Below are 16,765 nucleotides of genomic sequence, written 5' to 3'. Positions count from 1 at the left end.
GAGCGCTATATTTTATCCTTCGATTTTAGGGCTTCTGTCAACCTTTCTGATAACTCTTGTTGCATATTTTTACTTAAGGCTTGGTGCTCTTTATCTGCTAACACAAAGAAATCTTCAACTTTTTCGCCAATAGTGGTGATCCGTGCGCCATATAGCGAAATTTCCATTTGAGCAAAAACATGCCCAATTCGCGCTAATAACCCTGGTTGATCTAAGGCAAATAATTCCATATAGGTACGGCGATCATTCGTTGAATGTAAAAAATTGACTTTTGTTGGAACCGTAAAATGACGTAATTTAGATGGAATAGTGCGTGGTTTTGGTAGCGAAATTTCAGGTTGTTGCACCGCTAGCAACAACATTTTACGGATATGTTCATATCTATCTTTCGACAATGCATTCCCGTTAGGCTCTAACACCACAAAAGTATCCATTGCCATATTATCTTTATTAGTAAAGATCTGCGCACTGTGAATACTTAAATTACGCCTATCAAGTTCACTAGCAACAGCTGCAAATAAATGGGGTTTATCATGGCACCAAATAAAAATTTCAGTGCCACCATGTTTAGGTTGGGTGCTTATCAGGACAAGCGGTTGGCTTAAATCATGCGCTAGCAAATGTTTGGCGTGCCAAGCCAGTTGTGATGGGGTGTGACGCAAAAAATAGTCGGCGTGACAACGGGACCAAAGCGCTTGCAATTTTTCTTCGTGAATAGGGGACTGCCGTAATAATGATAAAGCTTGATAACGGTGATGGCGGATACGTTGGCGCAAATCAGGCGTGCTTTGCATCCCTTGATTTAACTGGTGTTCAGTGGATAAAAATAACTCGCGGATTAAACTTTGTTTCCAGCTATTCCATAATGTGCTGTTGGTCGCGCAAATATCAGCGACGGTCAAGCACATTAAATAATTAAGACGCGAAACTGTTTTTACTTCAGCTGCAAACTGCTTAATGATATCGGGGTCTTGAATGTCACGCCTTTGAGCGGTTACTGACATCAGTAAGTGGTTTTTTACTAACCAAGCGGCAAGACCTGCTTCCTTGCTCGAAAAACCATGTAATAAGGCGAAGTCATACACAAATTCGGCTCCAAGATCAGAATGATCTCCTGAACGCCCTTTAGCAATATCATGGAAAATAGCGGCTAGCCGTAAAATCTCAGGTTGAAGTAATTTAGGGTAAACACTGACACAAAGCGGGTGATCGCGGCGATTTTCTTCTAGGGTAAAACTATCAATTTTTTGCAAGACGCGAATTGTGTGTTCATCGACGGTATAAGCATGGAATAGGTCGAATTGCATTTGGCCAACAATATTGCTCCAAAGAGGCGTATAAGCGCTTAGGACACTGTGAAGGTGCATAGGGACAAACGCACCTTTGATTGCTCTTGGATGGCATAATATTTTTAGGAATAGTTTTCGTGCTTCTGGCAGTTCACAGAGCGGCTTCACAAGATTTCGTCGCGCAAAACGTAATTGCCGTAATGTGGTTGAGTAAATCCCTGTAATATTGGGATAGCGGGCCATTTGGTAGAACATTTTTAAGATAGTAGCAGGCTGGTTAATGAATAGGTCATCATCAATCATATCAATTAACGAGCCACGAAGCTGGAATTGAGAATCAATAGGACGAGGCTTTTCATCGGGGTTGAGGGTCAAAATGGCTTCATCAAATAGTTGTAATAACATTTGATTTAGTTCTCTAACGCGCCGAGTGACACGATAAAAATCTTTCATCATTCGCTCAACAGGTTGGTTTTTATCACCTTGATAACCCAATAGATTGGCTACACTAAACTGGCGGTCAAATAACAGTCTATTATCATGGCGTTTAACCACTAAGTGTAAGGCGAAGCGAATTTTCCATAAAAAGACTAAACATTCTTTGAGTTCTTGGTGTTCCTCTTCGGTTAAAAAACCAAAACCCACCATTTCATCGACGGTTGTTGCCCCAAAGTGACGCCTACCTACCCATAGTAAGGTATGTATATCCCGCAAGCCACCAGGGCTGCTTTTAATATCAGGTTCTAAGTTGTAGCTAGTGCTATGGTAGCGTTGATGGCGTTCTTGTTGTTCTTCAATTTTAGCGGCAAAAAAGACAGCGGAAGGCCAAAATTCATCACTGAAAATCGTTTTTTGTAACTGTAAAAAGAGGGCAATGTCACCACAAATTAGCCTTGATTCAATTAAATTTGTTGCGGTTGTGAGGTCTGCATTGCCGGCTTCAATACATTCAGATAAAGAACGAACGCTATGACCAATATCAAAGCGAAGATCCCACAATAAAGTAATAAATTGCCCAATTTGAGCTGCTAATGTCTCAGGTAGTGGCTCTTTACTTAACACTAAGATATCAATATCAGAAAGTGGGTGCAGCTCATGACGGCCATAGCCACCAACCGCAATCAGTGACATCCCTGACTGTTTTTCAAATTTAAATGATTGCCAGAGACGAGTCAGTAAAGCATCGAGGTAGTCACTGCGAATATGAACTAGGTCAACGACATCTTTACCTTGGTTGAATGCTTCCTCTAGCCAATGATCAAAATCATCGACATGTTGCCTTAAGGCACTGAGTTCAAGGTCGTGGGGACCAAATTGGTTTGGTGAGAGATAGGGAGTAGGAAGTGCCGTCATCTTTATCTTTCCGTAGTGATATCGATAGAAAAACTTATATCAGCTTACGGTTTTTTAGTAAAAATGAACAGAAAAAGAACCCCCTAATGTGAGGGGGCCTTCTTGGAATTAGGCGTTAACCAGAACCGCTGAGATAAATGGCTCTTCTTCTTTACGTAATGTTAAGATTTCACAACCGTTATCAGTAACGACTAAAGTGTGTTCATACTGTGCTGACCAACCTCGGTCTTTGGTTTTGACTGTCCAACCATCTTTCATGGTACGGATGCGGTGATCGCCAGTATTAACCATAGGTTCGATGGTAAATGCCATGCCTTTTTGTAGCACCACTCCACTATCATCAGCATCATAATGTAGAACTTGTGGTTCTTCATGGAACCCTTCGCCAATACCATGGCCACAATATTCACGTACAACTGAAAAGTCTTGTTTTTCAACAAACTCTTGGATGGCCTTTCCTAGGGTGCGTAAGCGAATACCCGGTTTAACCAGACGTAGGGCTAAGTACAGGCTATCTAATGTGACTTGGCAAAGACGCTCGCCTTGGATAGTCGGTTTCCCAACAATGAACATTTTAGACGTATCACCGTGGAAACCATTTTTGATCACCGTAACATCGATATTAACGATATCACCATCTTTTAAAATTTTATCTTCACTAGGAATTCCATGACAAATGACATCATTGACGGAAATACAAACGGATTTAGGGAAACCGTGATAGTTAAGACAGGCAGGGATAGCTTGCTGCGTTTCAACGATGTGTTGATGACAGAGGCGGTCCAATTCACCAGTGCTGACGCCCGGCACAACATGTGGCGCAATCATTTCTAACACTTCCGCTGCTAGCCTACCCGCAACACGCATTTTCTGAATATCTTCTTCAGTTTTGATAATAATAGCCATGAGTTTAATCCATTCATGCCACATATATTAATGGCATGTTTAATAAAGGGGGGTGAAAATAGGTTTGGTACCTTTTTTACATCAATAACACTTATGGTAACAGCCACCGCATTTCCTGCCAACTAGCTATCGATAGGAACCGATAGATTAAGTGTTTTTTAGATAGGTGAGTAGGGCGCTGAGGCTATACGAACCTAAGTGTTTTATAGCACAAAATGCACAGTAATGATGAAGATATCTTGAACGAAGAAATAACACCGATAGAAAATAAGATTTTTACTCTACCAGCGTTTTTACCCTGCCCAAATAGCGTCTATAATTGATTAAATGGGAATATCATATTTCCCGAGTGAACCGCTTTTTAATCAATCTGCTTTTTTGTCATTTTTGTTAGCGAAAAAAACAACAAAAGTTGGCTTCTAAGTTGGATTTATGGTATAAAGCGCGCCGGCAATCCATATTATTTCTTCTCACTTTTTTGTGCATCAATGAATGCTGCTCAAATGTTGTTAGTCGGATAGAAAATTGGATATGCGATAAACTTAAACTCAATTGTGTAATAACACACACAAATCGACACGTGCTCCGGGGTGCTCTTATGCGTTTAAACGCAGCCATAGAGTCGGTAGCATGGGATTTGTGGAGGCATAACCCCAATTACTTATATACAGAGGTATTAAATGGCAACTGTTTCCATGCGCGATATGTTACAAGCGGGCGTACACTTTGGTCACCAGACTCGTTACTGGAACCCAAAAATGAAACCTTTCATTTTCGGCGCTCGTAACAAAGTTCATATCATCAACCTGGAAAAGACTGTTCCAATGTTCAACGAAGCTTTGGCTGAGTTAACTAAAATTGCTTCTCGTAAAGGCAAAATTCTGTTTGTCGGTACTAAACGTGCTGCAAGCGAAGCCGTTCAAGAAGCTGCTAACAGCTGTGATCAGTATTTCGTTAACCACCGTTGGTTAGGTGGGATGCTGACTAACTGGAAAACTGTTCGTCAGTCAATCAAACGTCTGAAAGATTTAGAAGTTCAGTCGCAAGACGGTACTTTCGATAAACTGACCAAGAAAGAAGCGCTGATGCGTACTCGTGAACTTGGTAAGTTAGAAAACAGCTTAGGCGGTATCAAAGATATGGGCGGTTTACCTGACGCTCTGTTCGTTATCGATGCAGACCACGAACACATTGCTATCAAAGAAGCAAACAATCTGGGTATCCCAGTATTTGCTATCGTAGATACTAACTCTGATCCAGATGGTATCGATTTCGTTATCCCTGGTAACGATGATGCAATCCGTGCAATCAAACTGTATCTGGGCGCTGTAGCAAGCACCGTTCGTGAAGGCCGTTCACAAGATCTGGCTGTTCAAGCAGAAGAAAGCTTAGTAGAAGCTGAATAATAAGGCTTAAGTCCTTATTTATAGGTATTGCTATACAGGTACTGCTATATGTTAGAAGGGGCCTGATAAAGGCCCCTTTTATATATGAATCAGAACTATCCACGTGAGGAAGACTCTCACGGGGAATATCGAGGAATAAATAACATGTCTGGAATTACCGCTGCATTGGTAAAAGAACTGCGTGAACGTACTGGCGCAGGTATGATGGAATGTAAAAAAGCACTTGTTGAAGCTAATGGCGACATCGAATTAGCGATCGATAACATGCGTAAATCAGGTCAAGCAAAAGCGGCTAAAAAAGCAGGTCGTGTTGCAGCTGAAGGTGTTATCCTGACCGAAGTTTTCAACGATGGCAAAACAGGCGCTCTGATCGAGCTGAACTGTGAAACTGACTTCGTTGCTAAAGATGCTGGTTTCTTAGCATTTGGTAAAGAAGTTTTAGCATCTGTTGTTGCGGACAAAAATGCAGATATCGAAGCGCTGAAAGCAAAATTCGAAGAAGCTCGTACAACTTTAGTTGCTAAAATCGGTGAAAATATCAATATCCGTCGTGTTGATATTCTGGAAGGCGCACAAGTAGGTAGCTACCTGCACGGTGCTCGTATTGGTGTTTTAGTCGCTGGCGAAGGCGCAGATGAAGAATTACTAAAACACATTGCTATGCACATCGCTGCAAGCAAACCTGAATATGTGACTCCAGATGATGTACCTGCGGATGTTGTTGCTCATGAGCATCAAATCCAGTTAGACATCGCAATGCAATCTGGTAAACCACGCGAAATCGCTGAAAAAATGGTTACTGGTCGCATGAACAAATTCACTGGCGAAATCTCTTTGACTGGCCAGCCTTTCGTAATGGACCCAAGCAAATCTGTTGGTGACTTACTGAAAGAAAAAGGTGCTACTGTTTCTAACTTCATCCGTTATGAAGTTGGTGAAGGTATCGAAAAAGTTGAAACTGACTTTGCAGCAGAAGTTGCTGCAATGAGCAAGTAAGCAACTTAAGGGCCGCCGATTGGCGGCTCTGTTTTATACACGTTATATTTCAAGCTGTATTAGCCTTGTTTTACGACTGCAAACGGAGAATAACTCCGCCCTCGGAGCCGTTGACATAACAGCAACATGTAGCTCGAACTATTTAGTGTATAACTGTCGTATTCTAATTTTAAATTTAGGTACGTAGAAAACCATTATTCTACGTGTGTTACCCCAATAAATAATCTGTTAGGACAGAACACCATGGCAACCAATGCAAAACCCGTTTATCAACGTATTCTGCTTAAATTAAGTGGCGAAGCCTTACAAGGTGCAGAAGGTTTTGGTATCGATGCTAGCGTTTTAGATCGTATGGCTCAGGAAATTAAAGAACTCATAGAACTGGGTATACAGGTCGGTGTGGTTATTGGCGGTGGTAACCTGTTTCGTGGTGCTGGTTTGGCACAAGCTGGCATGAACCGTGTTGTCGGCGACCACATGGGGATGTTAGCGACAGTGATGAACGGGCTCGCTATGCGTGATGCGTTACACCGTGCATATGTGAATGCAAGGTTAATGTCTGCAATTCCACTAAACGGTGTCTGTGATAATTATAGCTGGGCTGAAGCAATCAGCTTATTACGCCACGGCCGTGTTGTTATTTTTTCTGCCGGAACAGGGAATCCATTTTTTACAACGGACTCAGCGGCATGTCTACGTGGGATTGAAATTGAAGCGGATGTGGTATTAAAAGCCACTAAAGTTGATGGTGTATATTCAGCAGATCCAGCTAAAGACCCTGAAGCAGTTCTTTATGAAACCCTGAGCTATCAAGATGTTCTGGAACGTGAACTTAAAGTGATGGACTTAGCTGCCTTCACTCTGGCGCGCGATCATAACTTACCTATTCGTGTTTTTAACATGAATAAGCCGGGCGCTTTACGCCGTGCCGTAATGGGTGAAAATGAAGGTACCCTGATTTCTCACAATTAATACTCAGAGACATAACCTGAGTTTAAATGTATTATCTAACATAAATTCAGACTATTTAAGCGAGGTCGCATCGCGGCCTTTAATAACCAGTTCTTAAGGGTTGAAAACGTGATTAATGAAATCCAAAAAGATGCTCAAGACCGTATGGAAAAGAGCCTAGAAGCATTTAAAAACCAAATTAGCAAAGTCCGTACAGGCCGTGCGTCTCCAAGCCTCTTAGATGGCATCACTGTTGAATATTACGGTTCAGCAACACCTCTACGTCAGTTAGCTAACGTGACGGTTGAGGACTCCCGTACATTAGCAATTTCTGTTTTTGACCGTAGCATGTCACCGGCTATTGAAAAAGCGATTATGGCTTCTGATTTAGGTTTGAACCCTTCATCGGCAGGTACAGTTATCCGTGTTCCACTTCCTCCATTAACGGAAGAACGCCGTAAAGACTTAATCAAAGTGGTTCGTGGTGAAGCAGAACAAGGCCGTATCGCAGTTCGCAACGTTCGCCGTGATGCTAACGATAAAGTCAAAGCTTTACTGAAAGATAAAGAAATTAGTGAAGATGACGAGCGCCGTTCACAGGATGAAATCCAAAAGCTGACTGATAGCTACATCAAGAAAGTTGATGAGTCATTAGCGCAAAAAGAAACGGAATTGATGGAGTTTTAATCCATCTTGATATAAAGCCACCAAAGCATACCGTAAAAAGTATGTGTTAGTGTGGCTTTATTGTTTTCATATCTATTAAAAAATCCTTTCTAACCTCTAAGCTGATATAATCTCAGTATTGATTTAATACAGAGTAACCAATCACTATGAAACGTCTGACAATCCTAGGTTCCACAGGCTCAATTGGTACAAATACACTTTCTGTTGTTCGCCAAAACCCCGAAAAATTTCAAATTCTTGCTTTAGTCGCAGGGCAAAACGTTGCTGAAATGGCTAAACAATGCCTTGAGTTTAATCCGAAATATGTATCAATGGCGGATGAGTCTTCAGCCAAAGCATTACGGGCTATTTTGACTGAAAATAACAATAAAACGGAAGTGTTGTCAGGAAACCAAGCTGCAATTGAGCTCGCAGGGCTTGACGATGCTGACCAAGTTATGTCAGCGATTACTGGTGTGGCGGGCTTACTTCCTACTTTAGCCGCGATCAGAAAAGGCAAAAGAATATTATTAGCGAATAAAGAGTCTCTGATTACGAGTGGCCGTTTATTCTTTAATGAGATTCGTCAACACAATGCGACAGTTTTTCCTATTGATAGTGAGCATAACGCTATTTTTCAAAGCTTACCTGAAGTTATTCAGCTTAATTTAGGGTTTGCTGATCTATCTGCTTCTGGTATATCAAGTATTGTTTTAACTGGCTCAGGCGGCCCTTTTAGAGATACCCCATTATCTCATTTTGATAACGTGACACCTGATGAAGCCTGCAATCACCCGAATTGGTCGATGGGAAGAAAAATTTCAGTAGATTCGGCGACAATGATGAATAAAGGGCTAGAATATATTGAAGCTTGTTATTTCTTCAATGCGAGTGCTGAGCAGATGGAGGTCATTATTCACCCTCAGTCAGTTATCCATTCAATGGTACGGTATAAAGATGGCAGTGTGATTGCTCAATTGGGTACGCCTGATATGCGCACACCAATTTCATATAGTATGGCTTATCCTCAACGTATAATGTCTGGTGCAGAACCTCTCGATTTTGCCACTCTTTCATCATTAACGTTTGTTCAGCCAGACTATCAACGTTATCCTTGTTTGAAGTTAGCTATAGATGCTTGCCATGAAGGCCAAGCGGCAACAACTGCATTAAATGCAGCAAATGAAGTGGCCGTTGCCGCTTTCCTTAACGGTAAAATTCGTTTTACAGATATAGCAAAAATTAACCACAAAGTACTAGATGCACAAGTTTTTTCTGAACCAGTTTCTATTGATGAGGTCTTAGAAATCGATGAGCAAGCCCGCAAAAATGCGGTAAAAATAATCGCTCAGGCAGTTTAACCTCAGTATGTGATTTATTTAGTTGCTGATAGCCACATTATATCTTTAATATGTGATGTGTTTAAAAAAAGAAAGATAACATAGTATTTTGTAGCGAATTAAGGATGTGTCTTATCAGCAAACTTAATAATAGTGGTTATTATTGGGCTGTATTTTTAAAGCAGTACTCACAAGGATTAACATTTAATGAACTCTAGTGGTGAAAATCTCTCTGATTCGATGATACCTAAGCATGTCGCTATCATTATGGATGGTAATGGGCGATGGGCTAAACAGAGAGGAAAACTCAGAATTACAGGTCATAAGGCAGGTGTTGAATCTGTTCGTAATTCAGTGCGTTTTGCGGTAAAAAATAAAATTAGCTCCCTTACACTGTATGCATTTAGTAGTGAAAACTGGAGACGGCCAGAAAAAGAAGTGAGTTCTTTGATGGAATTATTTGTTTTTGCTCTCGACAATGAAGTTAAAAACCTGCATAAAAACAATGTAAAATTAAAGGTTATCGGTGATGTAAGTCGTTTTAGTGATCGTCTCAAAAAAAGAATCGATAAGGCAGAGGCACTCACGCAAAACAATACAGGTTTGAAACTGAATATTGCCGCAAATTACGGTGGCCGTTGGGATATAACCAACAGTGTGAAACAGGTATTTTCGAAAGTACAAAATGGTGAACTCTCTATTGATGATATCAATGAAGAAACCATTAATAGTGAAATTTGTATGCATGATCAAGAAAATGTCGATTTGGTTATAAGAACAGGAGGGGAGCATCGCATCAGCAACTTCCTGTTATGGCAAGTCGCTTATGCGGAATTTTATTTCACCAACGTTTTGTGGCCAGATTTTGATGAAATGGTGTTTCAGGATGCAGTTGATGCTTTTAGTAAGCGCGAGCGTCGTTATGGTGGAGCTGAATCAGATGATGAACTCGTCAAATAATAGGGGAAAGATGTGCTGAAATACCGTTTACTTACTGCAATAGTATTAATACCAATCGTTATTGCAGCTTTGTTTTTGCTTTCTCCAGCAAATTTTGGTTTTGTCGTGATTGCAGTTTGTGCATTAGGTGCTTGGGAATGGGCGCAGTTCGCAGGCTGGCATTCGCAAGTTAAACGTATAGGGCTAGCTATTGTTTTTGCAATAATATTGCTTGCGGTTCAATTAGCTGTTCCTGATATAACATCATTTTCCTCTGAGCCGATGATCCTCTACGGCTTGTGGGCCGGTCTGGCATGGTGGGTTGTCGCAATTCTTTTAGTCGTGACTTATCCTGCATCGGCATCGTGGGGTAAATCGGTCATTGTCCGCTTGCTGTTCGGTGCATTAACTATTATTCCATTTTATTGCGGCATGATGGTACTTAGAACTATTGGTTATCAAAGTGATACATCCTTTGGTGCATGGTGGTTATTGTACGTTATGTTACTTGTTTGGGGAGCTGATTCAGGTGCTTATGCATTTGGCCGCACCATTGGGCGGAATAAAATGGCGCCGAAAGTTTCTCCTGGGAAAACATGGGAAGGTTTAATTGGGGGCTTGATTACCGCAGGGGTGATATCGTGGTTGTTTAGCACATTTGCACCAATCCCTGTGATGCCTGATTATTTGCTAGTGACTTCGATTATTGTTGTTGTAGTATCTGTGTTTGGTGACCTAACAGAAAGTATGTTTAAACGTCAATCAGGTATTAAAGACAGTAGCCACTTAATTCCGGGGCATGGCGGTATTCTTGACCGAATTGATAGCCTGACAGCAGCGATTCCAGTTTTTGCTGGGCTAAATTTGTTAGTTTTTAACGGTTTTGGTCTTTAGGAAGATAAATGGGATTTATTTGGAGCTTAGCGGCGTTTATTATTGCGATTGGTGTGCTGATTACAGTACATGAATTTGGGCACTTTTGGGTTGCTCGCCGTTGTGGTGTTTATGTTGAGCGTTTCTCCATTGGTTTTGGGAAAACGTTATGGCGTAAGGTAGATAAACAGGGTACTGAGTTTGTATTAGCAATGATCCCGCTAGGGGGCTATGTCAAAATGCTTGATGAGCGAGTTGGCGAAGTTTCTCCTGAGCGTCGGCACCAAGCATTTAACAATAAAACGGTTGGGCAGCGGGCTGCCATTGTTAGTGCAGGGCCAATTGCGAACTTTTTACTTGCTATTGTTGTCTACTGGGTAGTATTTATGATTGGTGTTCCTTCGGTGAAACCAATTATTGAGGATGTAAAAAGCGGTTCTATCGCCGCCATAGCAAATTTTGAACCAAAAATGGAACTAAAAGCCATTGATGGTATCGAAACACCTGATTGGAATTCAGTGCGTTTGGCATTGGTCGGTAAAATTGGTGACCGTGAATTAACGGCTCAAGTATTGCCACAGGGCTACAGTGAGCCGATTACAAAAACGGTTGATTTAACCAATTGGCAATTTGATCCAGAAAAACAAGACCCGATACTGTCTATTGGCATTATGCCAGTATCTGTGAGAATTGACCCTGTTATTCAAAAAGTCACTGAAGGTTTGGCTGGTGAACGTGCGGGTTTACAGCCGGGTGATAGAATTGTTAGTGTTAACGGGGAAGCATTGGGTCTTTGGAATCCAGTGACGCGTATTATTCGTAATAACCCTGGAATACCATTGAAACTTGAGGTAGAGCGGTCACAACATTTGATCCCTCTCACTCTAACCCCTGACAGCCAAAATGGTCAGCGTGGTGAAAAAATTGGGTTTGCGGGCGTTGAACTTTCAGTGTTACCGTTAGCGGATGAATATAAAATGGTACAGCAGTATGGGCCATTTTCTGCGTTTTACCAAGCCAGTGATAAAACGTGGCAGTTAATGAAATTAACGGTCAACATGATGGGTAAACTGGTTGTTGGGGATGTCAAACTCAATAACTTAAGCGGTCCGATATCTATCGCAAAAGGTGCGGGGGTATCAGCCGAATCAGGCTTGGTGTATTATTTGATGTTTATTGCGCTTATTAGCGTCAATTTAGGTATCATCAATCTGTTTCCACTGCCTGTTTTAGATGGGGGGCACTTGCTCTTCTTGTTAATTGAAAAAATTAAAGGAAGTCCAGTGTCTGAGCGAGTACAAGACTTTAGTTTTCGGATAGGTGCAATGGCATTGATTCTGTTAATGGGACTTGCACTTTTTAATGATTTCTCTCGCTTCTAATTTTTATAAGCTGGGGACCAGTAAGGAATACGCATAACAACGATGGCGATGAAAAAGTTGCTCATAGCGTCGCTGCTTTTCAGCAGCGCCACTGCATACAGTTCAGACGGATTCGTAGTTAAAGACATTCGTTTCGAAGGTCTACAACGCGTCGCCGTTGGTGCAGCATTATTGAACATGCCAGTTAGGGTCGGTGATTCGGTTGATAACGAAGATATCAGTCGTTCGATTCGTTCCCTATTTTCAACCGGTAACTTCGAAGATGTTAGGGTCCTGCGTGATGGAAACACGCTGATCGTTCAAGTTAAAGAGCGCCCAACTATCGCAAGTATCACTTTTACAGGTAATAAATCTGTCAAAGATGACATGCTTAAGCAGAACTTGGAAGCTTCAAATATCCGTGTTGGTGAGGCGCTTGACCGCACAACAATTGCGAATATTGAAAAAGGCTTAGAAGACTTTTACTACAGTGTAGGTAAATATAACGCGACAGTAAAAGCGGTTGTAACGCCTTTACCACGTAATCGTGTTGACCTAAAATTTGTTTTCTCTGAAGGTGTTTCTGCGCAAATTCAGCAAATTAACATTGTTGGTAATAAAAATTACACGACTGCAGAATTAGTCAATAAACTGCAATTGCGTGATGATGTACCATGGTGGAACCTTGCTGCTGACCAAAAATATCAGAAACAAAAATTGGCGGGTGACTTAGAAACACTTCGCAGTTTTTACCTTGATCGCGGTTACGCTCGTTTCAATATAGATTCAACCCAAGTTAGTCTGACACCAGACAAAAAAGGAATTTATATTACGATTAACATTACCGAAGGCGACCAGTATAAAATTTCTGGTGTTGAGGTTAATGGTAATACAGCAGAACACTTAGCTGAAATCCAAGAGCTAATCACTATCACTCCGGGTGAGCTGTATAACGGTGCGCAAGTGACACGCATGGAAAACCAAATTAAAGAAATGTTTGGTCGCTATGGCTATGCTTATCCTAGGGTTATGACTCAACCTGAAATCAATGATGAAGATAAAACAGTTAAGTTGCATCTCAACATTGATGCTGGTAACCGTTTCTATGTACGTGAAATTCGTTTCCAAGGGAATGATACCAGTAAAGATACTGTTCTGCGCCGTGAAATGCGTCAGATGGAAGGCGCTTGGCTTGGTAATGACCTTGTCGAATTAGGTAAAGAACGCCTCAATCGTACTGGTTTCTTTGAAACTGTTGATGTTGAAACTCAACGTGTACCAGGAAGCCCTGACCAAGTTGACGTTATCTACAAAGTTAAAGAACGTAATACGGGTTCTATGAACTTTGGTATCGGTTTTGGTACTGAGAGTGGTGTAAGTTTCCAAGTCGGTGTAACACAAGATAACTGGTTAGGAACGGGGAATGCGGTTGGTATTAACGCAAGTAAGAATGACTATTCAACAAACGTTGAATTCTCATTTACTGATCCTTACTTCACCGTTAACGGTGTGAGTTTAGGTGGGCGCATTTTCTATAATGATTTTAGTGCGAAAGATGCAGATCTATCAGGCTATAACAACAAAACGTATGGTTTAGATAGTTTCTTAAGTTTCCCATTCAATGAGAATAACTCTTTCCGTGTTGGTGCCGGTTATGTACATAACCGACTTTCTGATATGCGTGCACAAGCTGCGATGTGGGATTACCTTGATTCTATGGGTAAAAACCCACCAGTCACAGAAAATGGGCGTAATAAAGAAAGTTTTGATGCAGATGACTTCACGCTTAACTTAGGTTGGACTTACAACTCGTTAAACCGCGGTTTCTTCCCGACATCAGGTAATAAAACTAACTTGTCTGCTAAAGTGACTATTCCTGGTTCTGATAACGAATACTATAAACTGCGTTTTGATACAGCACAGTATTACCCATTGGATGAAGACGAATCGTGGGTGGTTCTTGGCCGTGCACAAGCGGGTTATGGGGATGGTATCGGTAGTAAGCAAATGCCATTCTATGAAAACTTCTATGCGGGTGGTTCTAGCACCATTCGTGGTTTCCGCTCGAACAATATCGGTCCGAAAGCGGTTTACCTGAAGAAAATTAATGGTAAAGATCAACCTGAACCTGGAAGTCCATCAAGTGATGCGGTCGGTGGTAATGCTATGTACGCAGCATCATTTGAGTTAATTACCCCTACACCATTTATTGACGAGAAATATTCGAATTCTGTTCGTACTTCTTTGTTTGTCGATGCTGGTACGGTATGGGACACAAATTGGAACAGTATTCCCGCTGCTTGGCGTGCAGGTATGCCTGACTATGGTAAAGCAAGTAATGTCCGTGCTTCTGCGGGTATTGCTTTACAATGGATGTCTCCTCTTGGGCCATTGGTATTCTCTTATGCGCAGCCAATTAAGGACTACGAAGGGGATAAATCAGAACAGTTCCAATTTAATATTGGTAGAACGTGGTAATCTACTCTAGTTTCTATCTATGAAGGCTCCCATAATTTTGTGGGAGCAACCAAAATTTCCAGCCATACATATGGGTTAAGGAGTTTAGTGTGAAAAAATTGTTGTGTGCAGCGGGTGTTAGTATTGCTTTAGCAATGTCTGCGGGTGCTTATGCTGAGAAAATCGCTATTGTGAATGTTGGTGAAATTTTCCAAAAAATGCCTGCACGTGAAGCCGTTGCTAAACAGCTTGAGAGTGAGTTCAAAAGTCGCGCAACTGAGTTACAAAATCTAGAGAAAGATTTACAAGCTCGAGTTGATAAATTGCGCCGTGATGGTGCAACTATGAAGAAAACTGAACGTGAAAAACTTGAAGCAGAACTCATGACTAAACGTGACCAGTTCGCTGAAAAAGCTCAAAAATTTGAAGAAGACAACCGTCGTCGTCAAGGTGAAGAGCGTACTAAAATTTTAACACGTATTCAGGATTCTATTAAATCTGTAGCTGCTAAAGAAGGCTATGATGTTGTTATCGATGCAAATGCAGTTGCTTATGCAAAAGATAGCGTAGACATCACCAGTCAGGTTCAAAAACAGGTTAAATAATAGATGTCTTCAATTCGATTGGCTGACCTTGCTCAGCAGTTGAATGCGCAACTACATGGTGATGGCGATATTGTCATCACCAGTATTGCTCCAATGCATTCAGCGAATAATCAACAGATTACTTTTCTATCTGATAGCCGTTATAGTGATAAATTGGCTGATTGCCAAGCTGCAGCGGTTGTTCTCACAGCAAAAGATCTTGCAGCCTGTAAAGTCGCAGCATTGGTTGTGGATAACCCATACCTTGCTTATGCGCACATGGCTCAAATTATGGATACAACTCCGAGCCCAGCTGAAAATATCCATCCCTCCGCAGTGATTGCAGAAGACGCAAAACTCGGTGAGAATGTGGCAATAGGTGCAAATGCCGTTATCGAAAGTGGTGTAATCCTAGGCGATAACGTGGTGATTGGCGCAGGTTGCTTTGTGGGTAAAAACACACGTATAGGTGCAGAGACCCGCTTGTGGGCAAATGTGAGTGTGTACCACAATATTGAAATTGGCGAGCAATGCTTGGTTCAATCCGGAACAGTGATTGGTTCCGATGGGTTCGGCTATGCAAATGATCGTGGTAATTGGGTCAAAATCCCCCAATTAGGCACCGTAATTATTGGTTCACGAGTAGAAATCGGCGCAAATACAACGATTGATCGTGGTGCATTGGATAACACAATAATTGGCAATGGGGTTATCATCGATAATCAGTGTCAAATTGCACACAATGTCATTATTGGTGATAATACAGCAGTTGCTGGTGGTGTCATCATGGCGGGCAGTTTAAAAATTGGCCGTTATTGTATGATTGGTGGTGCCAGTGTAATCAATGGCCATATGGAAATTTGCGATAAGGTAACGGTAACGGGAATGGGTATGGTCATGAGACCAATCACTGAGCCGGGAGTTTACTCTTCAGGTATTCCTTTACAGCCTAATAAAGCTTGGCGTAAAACAGCTGCTTTAGTCTTAAATATCAATGAGATGAATAAGCGACTGAAACATGTTGAGCGTGAATTAGATAGCCAAAATCAAAAAAATCAGTAATCATTTTGTAATTCAGGCTAAAATAGTCATCTGAGTTACGTTTTCCGGCCTGCCAGTTAACCTAATTTATGGTTAAAGCGGGCCGATTCATTAATTAAACCGTATTAATAGACAGGAAGAGTATTTCGATGAGTGATAATCATACTCTGAATATAGAAGAAATTTTAGAACTGCTTCCGCACCGTTATCCATTTCTTTTGGTTGACCGTGTATTAGATTTCGAAGAAGGCAAATCTTTGCGCGCAGTAAAAAATGTCTCATTTAATGAGCCATTTTTCCAAGGCCATTTTCCAGGCAAACCTATTTTTCCTGGCGTGTTAATTTTAGAAGCAATGGCTCAAGCCACAGGTATTCTTGCGTTTAAAAGCGCCGGTAAATTAGAACCTGGTGAACTGTACTATTTTGCTGCGATTGATAATGCACGTTTTAAACGTCCGGTTCTACCTGGAGACCAAATGGTCTTAGAGGTTGAATTCATTAAAGAACGCCGTGGTGTAGCACGTTTTAAAGGTGTTGCAAAAGTTGATGGAGAAGTGGCCTGCGAAGCAGAAATGATGTGCGCCCGTCGTCGTGAGGTCTGAT

At 41.4% G+C, this 16,765-nt stretch carries 14 protein-coding genes; 12 read left to right on the top strand and 2 right to left on the bottom strand.

All coding sequences use genetic code 11. From position 1 onward, the window contains the following. Positions 1–5 precede the first annotated feature (5 nt). The gene (gene glnD, locus ABE954_RS16870; protein ID WP_166687071.1) at positions 6–2,642 is read right to left on the bottom strand and encodes a bifunctional uridylyltransferase/uridylyl-removing protein GlnD; all 2,637 of its coding nucleotides are present in this window, start codon (positions 2,640–2,642) and stop codon (positions 6–8) included. A 108-nt stretch (positions 2,643–2,750) separates the two neighbouring features. After that, positions 2,751–3,548: a type I methionyl aminopeptidase gene (gene map / locus ABE954_RS16865; protein ID WP_042848988.1), complete on the bottom strand. Its 798-nt coding sequence runs from the start codon at positions 3,546–3,548 to the stop codon at positions 2,751–2,753. Between the two features lie 680 nt (positions 3,549–4,228). Between map and rpsB the strand changes: the two genes are divergently transcribed. From rpsB to fabZ, 12 genes are all read left to right on the top strand, one after another. After that, complete coding sequence (gene rpsB / locus ABE954_RS16860) at positions 4,229–4,954, top strand: 30S ribosomal protein S2 (RefSeq protein WP_004257504.1); 726 nt, start codon at positions 4,229–4,231, stop codon at positions 4,952–4,954. 144 nt (positions 4,955–5,098) lie between these two features. Continuing rightward, on the top strand, positions 5,099–5,950 hold the full coding sequence (gene tsf, locus ABE954_RS16855) for a translation elongation factor Ts (protein WP_042848987.1): 852 nt from the start codon (positions 5,099–5,101) through the stop codon (positions 5,948–5,950). A gap of 243 nt (positions 5,951–6,193) precedes the next feature. After that, positions 6,194–6,922 (top strand): UMP kinase, encoded by a 729-nt coding sequence (gene pyrH / locus ABE954_RS16850; protein WP_042848986.1) that lies wholly within the window; start codon positions 6,194–6,196, stop codon positions 6,920–6,922. A gap of 108 nt (positions 6,923–7,030) precedes the next feature. Next, positions 7,031–7,588 carry a ribosome recycling factor gene (frr, locus tag ABE954_RS16845; RefSeq protein WP_042848985.1) on the top strand — a complete coding sequence of 186 codons (558 nt, stop codon included), beginning with the start codon at positions 7,031–7,033 and terminating at the stop codon, positions 7,586–7,588. A gap of 146 nt (positions 7,589–7,734) precedes the next feature. Beyond that, positions 7,735–8,928 carry a 1-deoxy-D-xylulose-5-phosphate reductoisomerase gene (gene ispC, locus ABE954_RS16840; RefSeq protein WP_042848984.1) on the top strand — a complete coding sequence of 398 codons (1,194 nt, stop codon included), beginning with the start codon at positions 7,735–7,737 and terminating at the stop codon, positions 8,926–8,928. A gap of 186 nt (positions 8,929–9,114) precedes the next feature. After that, positions 9,115–9,867, top strand: a complete 753-nt coding sequence (gene uppS, locus ABE954_RS16835; protein WP_042848983.1) for a polyprenyl diphosphate synthase — start codon at positions 9,115–9,117, stop codon at positions 9,865–9,867. A gap of 12 nt (positions 9,868–9,879) precedes the next feature. Then, on the top strand, positions 9,880–10,740 hold the full coding sequence (gene cdsA, locus ABE954_RS16830) for a phosphatidate cytidylyltransferase (protein ID WP_042848982.1): 861 nt from the start codon (positions 9,880–9,882) through the stop codon (positions 10,738–10,740). An 8-nt stretch (positions 10,741–10,748) separates the two neighbouring features. Beyond that, a complete protein-coding gene (rseP, locus tag ABE954_RS16825; RefSeq protein WP_042848981.1) occupies positions 10,749–12,101 on the top strand; it encodes a sigma E protease regulator RseP in 1,353 nt (450 codons plus the stop codon). Positions 12,102–12,143: 42 nt separating this feature from the next. Beyond that, complete coding sequence (gene bamA, locus ABE954_RS16820) at positions 12,144–14,558, top strand: outer membrane protein assembly factor BamA (protein WP_042848980.1); 2,415 nt, start codon at positions 12,144–12,146, stop codon at positions 14,556–14,558. A gap of 89 nt (positions 14,559–14,647) precedes the next feature. Further along, positions 14,648–15,142 carry a molecular chaperone Skp gene (gene skp / locus ABE954_RS16815; RefSeq protein ID WP_042848979.1) on the top strand — a complete coding sequence of 165 codons (495 nt, stop codon included), beginning with the start codon at positions 14,648–14,650 and terminating at the stop codon, positions 15,140–15,142. A 3-nt stretch (positions 15,143–15,145) separates the two neighbouring features. After that, positions 15,146–16,183 carry a UDP-3-O-(3-hydroxymyristoyl)glucosamine N-acyltransferase gene (gene lpxD / locus ABE954_RS16810; RefSeq protein ID WP_042848978.1) on the top strand — a complete coding sequence of 346 codons (1,038 nt, stop codon included), beginning with the start codon at positions 15,146–15,148 and terminating at the stop codon, positions 16,181–16,183. A gap of 128 nt (positions 16,184–16,311) precedes the next feature. After that, positions 16,312–16,764: a 3-hydroxyacyl-ACP dehydratase FabZ gene (gene fabZ, locus ABE954_RS16805; RefSeq protein ID WP_042848977.1), complete on the top strand. Its 453-nt coding sequence runs from the start codon at positions 16,312–16,314 to the stop codon at positions 16,762–16,764. Position 16,765: the final 1 nt, after the last annotated feature.

This window comes from Providencia sp. TYF-12 (genome assembly GCF_041344805.1).
Classification (GTDB): Bacteria; Pseudomonadota; Gammaproteobacteria; order Enterobacterales; family Enterobacteriaceae; genus Providencia; species Providencia huashanensis.
Note: the sequence above shows the minus strand (reverse complement) of the source record. Positions and strands in the feature narration are given on the sequence as shown.

Bases quoted from the DNA above. Each gene is read 5' to 3' on its own strand.
- lpxD (WP_042848978.1), top strand. From the start codon at position 15,146: ATGTCTTCAATTCGATTGGCTGACCTTGCTCAGCAGTTGAATGCGCAA.
- map (WP_042848988.1), bottom strand. From the start codon at position 3,548: ATGGCTATTATTATCAAAACTGAAGAAGATATTCAGAAAATGCGTGTT.
- uppS (WP_042848983.1), top strand. From the start codon at position 9,115: ATGAACTCTAGTGGTGAAAATCTCTCTGATTCGATGATACCTAAGCAT.
- glnD (WP_166687071.1), bottom strand. From the start codon at position 2,642: ATGACGGCACTTCCTACTCCCTATCTCTCACCAAACCAATTTGGTCCC.
- bamA (WP_042848980.1), top strand. From the start codon at position 12,144: ATGGCGATGAAAAAGTTGCTCATAGCGTCGCTGCTTTTCAGCAGCGCC.
- pyrH (WP_042848986.1), top strand. From the start codon at position 6,194: ATGGCAACCAATGCAAAACCCGTTTATCAACGTATTCTGCTTAAATTA.
- rpsB (WP_004257504.1), top strand. From the start codon at position 4,229: ATGGCAACTGTTTCCATGCGCGATATGTTACAAGCGGGCGTACACTTT.
- rseP (WP_042848981.1), top strand. From the start codon at position 10,749: ATGGGATTTATTTGGAGCTTAGCGGCGTTTATTATTGCGATTGGTGTG.
- fabZ (WP_042848977.1), top strand. From the start codon at position 16,312: ATGAGTGATAATCATACTCTGAATATAGAAGAAATTTTAGAACTGCTT.
- tsf (WP_042848987.1), top strand. From the start codon at position 5,099: ATGTCTGGAATTACCGCTGCATTGGTAAAAGAACTGCGTGAACGTACT.
- ispC (WP_042848984.1), top strand. From the start codon at position 7,735: ATGAAACGTCTGACAATCCTAGGTTCCACAGGCTCAATTGGTACAAAT.